The organism is uncultured Sphingomonas sp. (assembly GCF_902806265.1).
GTDB lineage: Bacteria > Pseudomonadota > Alphaproteobacteria > Sphingomonadales > Sphingomonadaceae > Sphingomicrobium.
Window position 1 is genome coordinate 1 of sequence record NZ_CADCVZ010000044.1, and the last position, 12,111, is coordinate 12,111.

Annotated in this window: 12 protein-coding genes; 3 read left to right on the forward strand and 9 right to left on the reverse strand. The window is 68.2% G+C overall.

The window, feature by feature from the left end; translation table 11 throughout:
* The 7 genes from QZX62_RS08790 to QZX62_RS08820 all read right to left on the reverse strand — a co-directional run.
* On the reverse strand, window positions 1–963 hold a 963-nt coding region (locus QZX62_RS08790; protein WP_294173720.1), incomplete at its 3' end, for a Mur ligase family protein.
* A gap of 4 nt (window positions 964–967) precedes the next feature.
* A complete protein-coding gene (locus QZX62_RS08795) occupies window positions 968–2,677 on the reverse strand; it encodes a penicillin-binding protein 2 (protein WP_294173722.1) in 1,710 nt (569 codons plus the stop codon).
* On the reverse strand, window positions 2,674–3,414 hold the full coding sequence (locus QZX62_RS08800; RefSeq protein ID WP_294173724.1) for a hypothetical protein: 741 nt from the start codon (window positions 3,412–3,414) through the stop codon (window positions 2,674–2,676). Before QZX62_RS08800 ends, QZX62_RS08795 begins: the two co-directional genes overlap by 4 nt.
* Window positions 3,411–4,373, reverse strand: a complete 963-nt coding sequence (gene rsmH / locus QZX62_RS08805; protein WP_294173725.1) for a 16S rRNA (cytosine(1402)-N(4))-methyltransferase RsmH — start codon at window positions 4,371–4,373, stop codon at window positions 3,411–3,413. The genes QZX62_RS08800 and rsmH overlap by 4 nt, the downstream gene beginning before the upstream one ends.
* Window positions 4,370–4,855: a division/cell wall cluster transcriptional repressor MraZ gene (locus tag QZX62_RS08810; protein ID WP_294173726.1), complete on the reverse strand. Its 486-nt coding sequence runs from the start codon at window positions 4,853–4,855 to the stop codon at window positions 4,370–4,372. Before QZX62_RS08810 ends, rsmH begins: the two co-directional genes overlap by 4 nt.
* Before the next feature lie 330 nt (window positions 4,856–5,185).
* Window positions 5,186–5,893, reverse strand: coding sequence for a hypothetical protein (locus tag QZX62_RS08815; RefSeq protein WP_294173727.1), 708 nt, complete (start codon window positions 5,891–5,893; stop codon window positions 5,186–5,188).
* Entirely contained in the window at window positions 5,890–6,093 is a 204-nt protein-coding gene (locus QZX62_RS08820; RefSeq protein WP_294173728.1) for a hypothetical protein, read from the reverse strand. The genes QZX62_RS08815 and QZX62_RS08820 overlap by 4 nt, the downstream gene beginning before the upstream one ends.
* 126 nt (window positions 6,094–6,219) lie before the next feature.
* On the opposite strand from QZX62_RS08820, the gene QZX62_RS08825 reads away from it, so the two are divergent.
* From QZX62_RS08825 to QZX62_RS08835, 3 genes are all read left to right on the forward strand, one after another.
* Window positions 6,220–6,615 carry a hypothetical protein gene (locus QZX62_RS08825; RefSeq protein WP_294173730.1) on the forward strand — a complete coding sequence of 132 codons (396 nt, stop codon included), beginning with the start codon at window positions 6,220–6,222 and terminating at the stop codon, window positions 6,613–6,615.
* Window positions 6,616–6,700: 85 nt separating this feature from the next.
* The gene (purL, locus tag QZX62_RS08830) at window positions 6,701–8,929 is read left to right on the forward strand and encodes a phosphoribosylformylglycinamidine synthase subunit PurL (protein ID WP_294173733.1); all 2,229 of its coding nucleotides are present in this window, start codon (window positions 6,701–6,703) and stop codon (window positions 8,927–8,929) included.
* A gap of 148 nt (window positions 8,930–9,077) precedes the next feature.
* Window positions 9,078–10,238 carry a DUF418 domain-containing protein gene (locus tag QZX62_RS08835; protein WP_294173735.1) on the forward strand — a complete coding sequence of 387 codons (1,161 nt, stop codon included), beginning with the start codon at window positions 9,078–9,080 and terminating at the stop codon, window positions 10,236–10,238.
* On the opposite strand, the gene QZX62_RS08840 is transcribed toward QZX62_RS08835, so the two are convergent.
* Both QZX62_RS08840 and der read right to left on the reverse strand, forming a co-directional pair.
* Window positions 10,235–10,669 (reverse strand): Hpt domain-containing protein, encoded by a 435-nt coding sequence (locus QZX62_RS08840; protein WP_294173738.1) that lies wholly within the window; start codon window positions 10,667–10,669, stop codon window positions 10,235–10,237. The two genes, QZX62_RS08835 and QZX62_RS08840, sit on opposite strands and share 4 nt — an antisense overlap.
* Before the next feature lie 57 nt (window positions 10,670–10,726).
* The gene (der, locus tag QZX62_RS08845) at window positions 10,727–12,097 is read right to left on the reverse strand and encodes a ribosome biogenesis GTPase Der (RefSeq protein ID WP_294173742.1); all 1,371 of its coding nucleotides are present in this window, start codon (window positions 12,095–12,097) and stop codon (window positions 10,727–10,729) included.
* Between the last annotated feature and the right edge of the window lie 14 nt (window positions 12,098–12,111).

A 12,111-nucleotide genomic window follows, 5' to 3' on the forward strand; every position in this document is an offset into this window, starting at 1 on the left:
GCGTACCGGACTCAGACGGCCCATGCCGGCAAAGGTCTGCTCCCAGTTCCCGCCGGTCGCCAGCACCAGCCCCGCGGCGACCAGCACGTTCGCGGCCTGGTAGGCGCCAATCAGCGGCAGGTTGAGCCTCCACTCCTTGCCGCCGTAACCAAGCACCAGCGTCTGCCCGAGCGGGCTTGGCACCCGGCTGCGGAGGTCGATCGTCTCGCCGCCAGGGCCGACGGTCAGCAGCTTGAGCGCGCGCCGCCGCACATGCTCGATGACCTCGGCGCTCTTCGGGTCGCCCGTCCAGACGACGGCTGTTCCACCCTCCTCGACCACTTCGTCGAACAGCCGCATCTTGGCCGCGAAGTAGGCGTCCATGTCCGGATGGTAGTCGAGGTGGTCGCGCGAGAAATTGGTGAAGGCCGCCGTCCGCACCGGCAGCCCTTCGGAGCGGTATTGGTCGAGCCCATGGCTTGAGGCTTCAAAGGCGACATGGCTGATCCCCATGCGCTTCATGCCGGCCATGTTGTGGAGGAAGGTGACGATGTCGGGCGTGGTCAGGCCGGTCTTCACCTGGTCGTCGGCGGTGGTCACTCCCAGCGTCCCGACCGAGGCCGAGCGGTGCCCGGCCATGCGCCACAATTGACGGGTCATCTCGACGGTGGACGTCTTGCCGTTGGTCCCAGTGACCGCGACGACCACCTCCGGGTAGGGCGCGAAGAACTTGGCGGCGAGTTCGGCGAAGCGCCGGCGCGGTTCGGGGTGGGTGAGGTGGACCGCGCCCGCGACCGGCGCCGCTGGCCGGGCGACCACCGCCACGGCACCGCGAGTCACCGCTTCCGGGATGAAATCCTCGCCATTGAAGCGGCTGCCTGGGAAGGCGCCGAAAACCGTGCCCGGCGCGACCTTGCGGTGGTCAATGGCGAAACCGTTCACCTCCACCTCGTCCGGGACTCCGGCAAGTTCGCTGAGGCGCACGGGTTCAGTCTTCCTTGCGGATGAAGGGCAGCACCTCGGCCATGTTGGGCTCGCGCTTGAGGTCGGGCCGTACCCCCAGCATCGGCGCGATTCGGCTGACCACCCGACCGAAGGTCGGCGCGGCGTTCCAGCCGGCGGTGCGCCAGCCATGAGTTTCGGCGGTGGCCTTGGGTTCGTCCAGCATGACGACCATCGCATAGCGGGGCTCGTCCATCGGGAAAACGCCCGCGAAGCTCGTGACCACCACATTCTTCGAATAGCGCCCGCCGATCAGCTTCTCGGCGGTGCCCGTCTTGCCGCCGACGCGGTAGCCGGGCGCATCGGCCTTGCCGCCCGTGCCCTCCGTCACTACCAGCCGGAGCAGCGCCCGCATCTTGTAGCTGGTAGCATCACTGAACACGCGGCGCCCCTGCGGCACGGCATGCTCGCGGCCGACCTTGAGCAGGGTCGCGGGCCGGTAGATGCCGCCGTTGAACAGGGTAGCATAGCCCGTCGCGAGGTGCAGCGGGGTGACCGCGATGCCATGGCCGTATCCAACCGTCATGGTCGCCAGACCGCTCCAGTCGTTCCCCGGCGTCAGGGTGCGGCCCTTTTCCTTCAGCTCGATCGCAATCGGATCGAGAAAGCCCATGCCCCGGAGAAACCTCTTCTGCGCTTCCGCCCCGGTCTGCGCGGCAATCTGTGCGGTGCCGATGTTGGAGCTTTCCTGCATGATCTCGGCGACCGTGCAGGCGCGGCCGAACGGGTGGGTGTCGTTGATGGTGCGCCCGAACGCATGCAGTTGCCGCGGGCAGTTGTAGATCTGCCCCATCGACTTCACCTTGCCCTCGTCCATCGCCATGGCGACGGTGAACGGCTTGAAGGTCGATCCCAGCTCCCACACGCCGAGGGTAGCGCGGTTGAAGCGGGCCTCCGGGTCCATGTTGCCGGCGATGTTGGGGTTGAGCTGCGGCAGCGAGGTCATCGCCAGGATCTCGCCGGTATGGATGTCCATGACGATGCCGGCCGCGCCGATGGCGGAGAAGGTCGTCTTGGCCTGCAGCAGCTCATGCTCCAGCGCCTGCTGCACGGGCGCGGAGATGGACAGGACCAGCGGCTGGCCGCGGGTCGCGGGGTCGGTCAGGCGCTTGTCGAAGGCTCGCTCCATTCCGGCAGCGCCGTGGCCGTCGATGTCGGTGAAACCCAGCACATGGGCGCCGAGGTCGGTCTGCGGGTAGAGCCGATCCGGCTCGCGGCTGAGCGCCATGCCGGGCTCGCCCAGCGCGTTGACTGTCTCGACCAGCGAGGGGGCGGCGCGGCGGCGCAGGAAGACGAAGTTCTTGTTGGACCGGAGCAGCTGCAGCCAGCCCGCCTCGTCGCGCTCGGGCATCAGCACTGCCAGCTTGCGGGCGAGGTCCAGCTTGTTGCCGATGATCTTGGGCGGATGGACGGCGATGGTCCAGGCGTCGATGGTCCGGGCGAGCGGCTGGCCGTTGCGGTCGACGATGTCGCCGCGCTCGGGTGCCGAGGTCGTAACCGTTGTCTTACGCCCGGCGTGATCGCCGAACGCCGCCAGCCACAGCAGCCGAAGCACGACTACCGCGATGATCCCGGCATAGACCAGCATGCCGAACATCAGCCGCTGGTGCATGATCGCCAGGGTCTGCCGGCGCTGGCCGACCAGCCTCAGGCGATCTGGCCGAGCAGCGACGAGGGCGGGCGTCGGCGCGTTCATTGTTTGGCTTGAGCTTCTTGGGTCTTCGCTTTCGCCTTGGCGACGGGCTTGGCGGGCGCCGCTGCAGTTTTGACAGGCTTGGGAGATGGCGGCTTGGCCTTGACCGCGGTCTTCGCCGGCTTGCTCCCGGCCTTGGTCGGGAGATCAGACGCCGGCTTGATCGCAGGCTTGGCCGCGACTTTCACCGGCTTGGCCGGGGCCGCGACTGCCTTCTCCGGCTGGACGGACGATCGAGGCTTGCCGGCCTTCTTGGCGACTAGCTGCGGAGCCGCGGCGACAGGTGCGGGCACGGTTTCGCGCTTCAAGCTGGCCGTGTGCAGCAAGCTTGCCGCGGTTGCCGTTCCTTGCGGCGCTACGGATGGGCCGTCGCTGGCGAGCACCGGCTGGCGCTCCGGCACGGCGGCCGAGGCCAACACCACCGGCGCGGCGGGGTCCGGCACCTTCTGGGGAGCCATCAGGGTCGCCAGCTGGAAGCTGCCGTCCATGAACTGATTGGCCGCAGGCGCCGACAGGGCCAGCACCTTGACGTTCCACTTCTCGAGCTGCGCCAGTCGGCCGCGGGTGCCGATCTCCGTCTGCAGCAGGCGGATGTCGCGCTCGGCCAGGACGATGCGCGTTTCCACGTCCTCCAGCGCCGCGCGTTCGGACGCGACCTTGAGATTGACCATGTAGCAGCCGAGCGCAGTGGCGGCGACGCCCGCAACCCAGCCGACCGAGCGAAAACTACGCGCGCTCATTGCACAAACTCCAACTGGCTCCAGGCCGGAGCATCGGTACGAACGGCGCTCCGCAGCTTGGCGGAACGGGAACGGGGATTGCGGACCACCTCGGCTTCGGCCGGCGCAACCGGCTTGGCGACCGCCATGAACGTGGCTGCCGGGCCGGCTGCGGCATCGGGACGATGCCGCGAACCGGCCGGCGCCGCCCCGCTGCGGTCTCGTAGGAAGCGCTTCACGATCCGGTCCTCGAGCGAATGAAAGGTCACTACCGCCAGCCGCCCGCCGGCACGCAGCACGCGCTCGGCGGCGCGCAGCCCCTGCTCCAGTTCATCGAGCTCGGCGTTGAGGTGGATGCGGATCGCCTGAAAGGTGCGGGTCGCCGGATCGGTCTTCATCCCCGGGTGGTGGCCCAGCGCCTTGCGAACCACCGCCGCCAGCTCCGCCGTGCGGGTCAGCGGCCGGGCGGCGACGATCGCCCGGGCAACGGTTCGCGCGCGTGGCTCCTCCCCGTAATCCCGGAGCACGCGCGCGATCTCGGATTCGTCGGCGTTGTTGACGAAGTCGGCGGCGGTCTCCCCCGCCTGGCTCATCCGCATGTCCAGCGGGCCGTCCTCGCGGAAGGAGAAGCCGCGCTCCGCCTGGTCGAGCTGCATGGACGACACTCCGATATCCAGCGCCACCCCGTCGACCGGCGCGAGCCCGCGGCCAGCCAGCACCTGGTCCATGCGGCTGAACCGGTCCTCGATCAGCGTGACCTTGTCTTCCGGAACGAGTGACCGCCCGGCCGCGATCGCTTGGGGATCACGGTCAAAGGCGATCACTCGTCCCGCCCCCGCCCCGAGCATGGCGCGCGTGTAGCCGCCAGCCCCGAACGTGCCGTCGACCAGCATCTCGCCTGGAACAATGGCGAGCGCCGCGACGACTTCATCGACCAGTACCGGCTCGTGGGCCTGAACGGAGGTGGGTGAGACGCTCATGGCGTCACCCCCCGCTCTTCGAGCCGGTACCGGGCGATGTCCTTGAGATCCTCAGGGATGTTCTTGTCGCCGAGGAGTGTCTGCGGGTTCCAGATCTGAAAAGTCTCGCCAGTGCCGAGGAAGAGCGCCAAATCCTCGATGCCGCCCTTGCGGCGCATCATCGGCGGCAGGACGATCCGGCCCGAGCTGTCGTATGGCGTCTCTTCGGTGGCGGCGAAGGCCATCAGGTTGCGCTGCTGGTAGGCCAGTTCGGCGTCGGGCTCGGTTTCGCCCTTCTCCAGCAGCCGCTCGAGCTTGGCATGCTTCAGCGCGGCGTAAGCGGGATCATAGGCGTCGAGGCAGGCGAACTGGCCGTGCTTGGCAAGTACGATGGTGCGGGCGTCGCCGCGGCGCTCGATCACCGAGCGCAGAAAGGCGGGTACGGAGACGCGGCCCTTCGCGTCCACCGCGTTGAGCGCAGAGCCCTGAAACAGATGCTCCAATGCCACTTCGCCATGCACTCCCGCCGCGCAGGCAAAGCTTCCCCGTTCACCGGATGCGCGGGTCTACCGTGCGATCCGGCGCTTTGACCTAGAGAATGGGTCAGCCCCGCGCTGTTCGATGTGTGTAACTCGGGTGGGGGTGGGACACAACGGGATTTAATGCCACTTCATGGGATTTGTTGGACAAGGGCGGTTTTCTGCGGCTTTCCGAACACAAGCGACAGCAGGCTCCGCAGCTGCGAACCCTTTATTAACCTGTGGATAAGTCTGTGTGACAGCTCTTCCCGCGCCGACTCCGCGGGCGGGCAGCTGGCGAGTCTGCAGCCGGGCCTACCGGGCGGCGAGTCGCCCTAGTTCGACGGCAACAGCCTGGTAATTGCCTTCGGTTGGCCCATCCAGTCCGCCGGGTACGCCCATCTGCACGAGATCGGCATCAGCCACCACCACGGCCATGCCACGTCCGATCGCACAACGGGCAACAAGGCCGGCGCTCTCCACCTCGCAGCGCGAGCCTTCCGCCGCCTCAAGCGAACCGGGAGAGCCAGTCACGACCTCCATACCGCCGAGCTGCCGCAGCACGGGGCCGTCCTCGCCCCGTGCCAGCGTCAGTCCCCAGTGGCCCAGCAAGCCGGTATCCTGGTAGGCAAAGGGCGGCCGGGCCTTGTCGCCGAGCGGCCGGCTGCTTTCCCACACGAACCGGGGATCGGCGAGCAGCAGCAACCGACCGCCGCGGCGCACCCAACGGTCGAGCGCCACCAGCCGCTCGGCCGTCAGCGCTTGCGGCTGCACCGCCAGCAGCAGCCCGCCCGCGCGTAACTGTTCCGGTCCGTCGACCAGCCGCACGGAGAAAACTCGCTCCAGCTCGTCCATCAACGGGTGACTCGGTGCGTCCAGCGTGAAGCCTTCGCCCAATGCGAGTGGCAAGCTGGTCAGGAGCGCCAGGTCGCGGGACGGAGCCGAACGGGCTGGAGCCGCTTCCTCGCGACAGCCGCCGAGAACCAGCGCGAGCAACAGCACCGCCCAGGGCCGCGCCTTCACGGAGCGCCGTTCCGCTCGACGTCCTGTTCGTTCGTGCTCGGGGCCACGCCGAGTTCGGCCAGGGGCTCGTTGGGCTCGCCCGTGTTGACGGCCGCCACGTTGCTCGTGCCGTCGTCGCCGCTGCGACTGATCGCTGCGCCGAGCAGGACCAGCAGGAACACGACCGCCAGGCCGGTCAGCCCGATGCGAATGCGCTGCATGGAGTTCAAGCGTCTAGATCCCACCCCCATGGAGCGGCCAGCCTAACTTCCTTGGCCGCCAATGCAAACGGTTCAACTCAACTATTCATTGACGGGACATCACCCACCCGCGAAAGGCCGCGGCCTATGACCCGAACTCCCCTGCTCATCACGCTCCTTGCAGCCGCCGCCTTAGCCGGTTGCGACGGCGGCGGACAGACCATCGTCGCGAACGGTCCGCCCGACCCGATGGCCAATGAACTCGCCGCGGCCCCTCCGGTCGAATTGCCCAAGGCGATCGTTGCTTCTCACTCCTATCGCTGCGCGGACAACAGCCTGGTCTACGTCGATTGGCTGGCAGAGAACTCGGGCGCCAACGTCCGCACCGACCCGACCAGCGCTTCCACGCCGACCAAGCCCGGCGCCGAGGGCCAACCGCCCTTTACCGCGGCCGGCGGATACAGCGTTTCGGGTACCGCCGAGGACGCCAGCGTCACCATCGCCTTGCCGGGCAAGCCCAGCCAGTCCTGCCGCCGCGGCTAGGCCCCCGTTTCGTTGCACCTTCTCCAACCCCCGGGCTCATTCCCCGGGGGTTTTTCTTTGCGGCGCGCCCCGCTAACGCGCCGCCATGCCGCAGATCACCGCCGAGACCGTTTCCGAGCACGGCCTTTCCCCTGACGAGTACCAGCGCCTCCTTCACGCGCTCGGTCGCGAGCCGAACCTGGTCGAACTCGGCATCTTCTCGGTGATGTGGTCGGAGCATTGCTCCTACAAGTCGTCGCGCCTGCACCTGAAGAAGCTGCCGACCGCAGCGCCCTGGGTCATCCAGGGTCCGGGCGAGAACGCCGGCGTGATCGACATCGGCGACGGCGACGCCGCCATCTTCAAGATGGAGAGCCACAACCATCCCTCCTACATCGAACCCTATCAGGGCGCGGCAACGGGCGTCGGGGGCATCCTGCGCGACGTCTTCACCATGGGCGCGCGGCCGGTCGCCAACCTGAACGCGCTGCGCTTCGGCGAGCCCGACCATCCTAAGATGCGGCATCTCATCTCCGGCGTGGTCGCGGGGATCGGCGGTTACGGCAACTGCGTAGGCGTTCCGACGGTCGGCGGGGAGGTCAACTTCGATCCTGCCTACAACGGCAACATTCTGGTCAACGCCATGACGGTCGGTGTCGCCCGGCAGGACAAGATCTTCTACTCGGCCGCCGCCGGCATTGGGAATTCAGTCGTCTACGTCGGCTCCAAAACCGGCCGCGACGGCATTCATGGGGCAACCATGGCGTCGGCCGACTTCGGCGAGGACAGCGAAGAGAAGCGGCCTACCGTCCAGGTCGGCGATCCCTTCACCGAGAAGCTCTTGATCGAGGCCTGCCTCGAACTGATGGCCTCCGACGCGATCGTCGCCATCCAGGACATGGGCGCGGCCGGCCTCACCTCCTCGTCGGTCGAGATGGCCAGCAAGGGCGGTGTCGGCATCCGGCTGGTCATGGACCAGGTGCCCTGCCGCGAAGAGGGCATGACGCCTTACGAGATGATGCTCTCCGAATCGCAGGAGCGCATGCTGATGGTCCTGAAGCCCGGCCGCGAGCCCGAGGCCGAAGCGATCTTCCGTAAGTGGGAGCTCGACTTCGCGGTGATCGGCGAGGTGACGGACACTGGCCGCATGGTGCTGGAGTGGCAGGGCGAGACCGTTGCCGACATCCCGCTCGGTCCGCTGGCGGACGAAGCACCGCTCTACGACCGCCCGCACCTGAGCCGCGAGGAGTACAAGCGCTGGGCGCAGGTCAAGCCGCTGGAGGAACTGCCAGAGAGTAAGGACATCGCCGCGGACCTGCTCAAACTGATCGGCTCCCCCGCCCTCGCCAGCCGCCGCTGGATTTACGAGCAGTACGACCAGCAGGTCGGCGGCGACACCGTCCAGCGGCCCGGCGGCGATGCGGCGGTGGTGCGGGTGCACGGCACCGGCAAGGCGCTGGCGATCACCACCGACTGCACCCCACGCTATTGCTACGCCGATCCATACGAGGGCGGAAAGCACGCGGTCGCCGAAACCTACCGCAATCTGTCCGCGGTCGGTGCAAGGCCGCTGGCGATCACCAACTGCCTCAACTTCGGCAACCCGCAGCGCCCCGAGATCATGGCCCAGATCGTCGGCTGTCTCGAGGGCATGGCCGACGCCTGCCGCGCGCTCGACTTCCCAATCGTGAGTGGCAACGTCAGCCTTTACAACGAGAGCAAGGCGACGGGCGGCGGAAGCGCGATCTTGCCGACTCCGGCGATCGGCGGCGTGGGGCTGCTCCCCGACTGGCGCAAGAGCGCGGCGGTGGGCAGCGCCAACGACATGGACGATGTTTGGCTGATCGGCGCTCCGCCCAGCCATCTTGGCCAGTCGCTGTGGCTGGCCGAGATCGCGGGCCGCAAGGACGGAGCGCCGCCTGCCGTCGACCTGACCGCCGAGCGCGCCCATGCCGAGTTCGTGCGCGGCATGATCGAACGCGGCCTCGTCACGGCCGTGCACGACATCAGCGACGGTGGAATGCTCGTCGCGCTGGCGGAGATGGCGCTCGCCAGCGGCCTGGGCGCGGAGCTCGATTGGCTGTTCCTGCGCGAGAACCCTGCGCATACCCCATTGCTGTTCGGGGAGGACCAGGGCCGCTACCTCGTAACGGCATCCAATTCCGACCCCCTCGCCCGCGCGCTGGCAGCCGCGCGCATCCCTCACGCACGGATCGGGTCGGTGGGCGGCGATGCCATCCGAATCGGCAAGTCCAGCGTCAGCCTCGCGGACCTCCGCGCCGCACATGAAGGCTTCTTCCCCAAGCTGATGGGCGGCGAGCATCCGGTGGCCTGACCCGGCGCCGCGCGGGACGCGCCAGCGGTCGGACCCGGGGGAAGCGGGGGGAAGCTCGGATGCGCCGCTCCCCCATAACCGTTACCTGACCCTGGACGCCATCCGCGGCGTGGCGGTGATGGGCATCCTGCTCTTGAACGCTTTCGGCATGGCCATGCCCGACGCCGGCTACATCAACCCGCGTGCCTACGGGGGCGGCCGGCCAATCGACGACGCGCTGTGGGCGGTCAACTTCGTCCTGTTCGAAGGCAAGATGCGCGGGCTGTTCTCCTTGCTGTTCGGAGCGAGCATGGCGCTGGTGGTCGACGGCGCCCGCGCGAACGGAGAGGAGGGCGCGTCCGTGCACTACCGCCGCATGTTCTGGCTCCTGCTGTTCGGGCTCGCCCACCACATCCTCATCTGGGCGAACGACATTCTGTTCCACTACGCCGTGATCGGCGCAGTGGCTTACCTGTTCCTGAGATTGTCCAATCAGGTGTTACGTCGCTGGGCGGTAGGCCTCCTCGTGGCCAGCATCGCGCTTCATTTCCTGATGGCGGCCGGGATGCATGCCACCGTCGCGCAAGGTACGGCGCCAGCGGCCACGACCGCGCAACGGCAAGCGGCCGAGCAGGTGTTGAGGAGCAGCGAGGGCCCGGGCACCCCTGGGATCGCCGACCACCTCAAGACCTACCGCAGCAATTACCGGACCATCGTGAAGGAACGATCGGACGACGTACGGTCGGAGATCGTCTTCTTCCTCGTCTTTCTTGGCCCTGAGACGCTCGGCCTGATGATCCTGGGGATTCTGCTGCTCCGAAATGGTTTCCTGACCGGCAAATGGCCGGACGACCGCCTCCGGCCTGTGGCGCGATGGGGTTATCTCCTCGGCATTCCGCCCTCGATCGCACTCGCCGTGTGGCAGTGGTCGCTCGACTTTTCCGCCCTGCCGGTATTCACGAGCTTCATCGCCTGGGCCGAGCCGTTCCGCTACGCGATCATCCTCGCCCATGCGGCCTTCGCGGTGCTCGTCTTCCGCCGCTTCGCCGGTACCGCCTTGGCAGCCCGCATCGCCGCGGTCGGCCGCGCCGCCTTCACCAACTATCTCGGCACCAGCCTGCTCATGACCACGCTCTTCTACGGCTACGGGCTCGGCCTCTACGGCCATGTCGGCCGCGCCGAGGTCTATCTGTTCATCTTCGGCGTCTGGATCCTGATGCTGCTGTGGTCCAAGCCATGGCTCGACCGCTTTCGCTACGGCCCGCTCGAATGGCTGTGGCGCAGCCTGGCGCGCGGCAGCCTGCAGCCGATGCGGCGAGCGGCCGCCTAACCCCGCCCGAAGCTGGTGTTGCCTGCCCGGCGCCCGAACCCTCCGGCGCGCTGGCGGCTGAGCAGCGGGTTGGTCGCCCGGTCGAACAGCTCCAGCGTGGAGCTCAGCAGGCGGCGGAGCTCCACCACTTGCGGCACGAGCTCGTCGGGAAAGCGCCGGGTTTCCACGCACAACCGCGCGGTCGTCTCGATCAGTTCGGCCAGGCCTGCCAACGGTTCGGCCCCGAACTGCCGCGCTTCGCCCTTGATGGTGTGCGCCGGGATGACCAGCGCGACCGTGTTGCCCTCGCGCATGGCCTGCTCGATTGCCGCCACCGACTTGGTCCCGTCCTCGCGGAAATAGCCGAGGATCTTGATGAAGCTCGGACCCAGCTCCGCCCGCGAGCGCTCGAAGTGCGCCCAGTCGACGATCTCGGCGCCCTCGTCGCTCACTTGGCTTGTTCCTGGCGGTTCACGCCTCGCCGTAGCGCGGAAAGGGTAAAGGGGCGGTTAGCGCTGGTCGGGGTCGTGGAACGGGTTCTTGGGCGCGCGCATGGTCATCCGCAGCGGCACCGGGCCCAGCCCGAGGTCGCGGCGCATCGAGTTAAGCAGGTAGCGGCGGTAGCTCTCCGGCAGCTGGTCGACCCGCGTCCCGAACACCACGAAGCTCGGCGGACGGCTCTTCACCTGGGTGATGTAGCGCAGCTTGATCCGCTTGCCCCCGGGCGCCGGCGGCGGGTTGGCCTCCACCGCGCGCTCGAACCAGCGGTTGAGCTCGCCCGTGCCCACGCGCCTGCTCCAGCTGTCGCGCAGGTCAAAGGCGACCTGCAACAGCGTGTCGATGCCCTTGCCGGTCACCGCCGAGACGGTGAGCACCGGCACGCCCTTGAGCTGCGACAAGCCTTCTTCCAGCGCCGCCTTCACCCCGTTGAACAGGCTCGACGCGTTCTCCGCCACGTCCCATTTGTTGAGCGCGATCAGCAGCGCGCGGCCTTCCTCGACGACTTGGTCGGCGATGCGCAGGTCCTGCGCCTCAAGCCCGCGGGTGGCGTCGAGCAGGAGCACCACCACCTCCGCCATGTCGATCGAGCGGCGGGTGTCCTGCGCCGATAGCCATTCGAGCTTGTCGTCGACCTTGGAGCGGCGCCGCAGGCCCGCGGTGTCGACCAGCCGCACCGGCCGCTTGGTCCCGTCCTTGGCCTGCCATTCCCAATCCAGGCTGATGCTATCGCGGGTGATGCCCGCCTCGGGCCCGGTGATCATGCGCTCTTCGCCGAGCATCCGGTTGACCAGCGTGGACTTGCCGGCGTTCGGTCGCCCCACGATCGCCAGCTTGAGCGGACCGCCTTCGGCCGCTTCCTCCTCCTCGTCCTCTCCGTCCTCCCGCTCGACGAACGGGCGCAGGCTCTCGAACAGGTCGACCACCCCCTCGCCATGTTCCGCCGAGATGGCGATCGGCTCGCCGAAGCCGAACGCGAACGCCTCCATCCGCCCGGCCTCGCCGCCGCGGCCTTCCGCCTTGTTGGCGGCGACCACCACCGGCGTGTCCTCGGCGCGGAGCCAACGGGCGATCTCCTCGTCCATCGGCGTGACGCCTTCGCGGGCGTCGATCAGGAACAAGGCAACGTCCGCTTCGCGCACCGCCGCTTCGGTCTGGCGGCGCATGCGGCCGGGCAGGCTCGCGGGGTCCTCGTCCTCGAACCCGGCGGTATCCATCACCCGGAACTCGAGGCCGAGCAGCTTGCCCTCGCCCTCGCGCCGGTCGCGGGTCACCCCCGGGCGATCGTCGACCAGCGCGACACGCTTGCCGACCAGACGGTTGAACAGGGTCGACTTGCCCACGTTGGGGCGGCCGACGATGGCGACGGAGGGGTGGGGCATGGCCTCCCTCTACC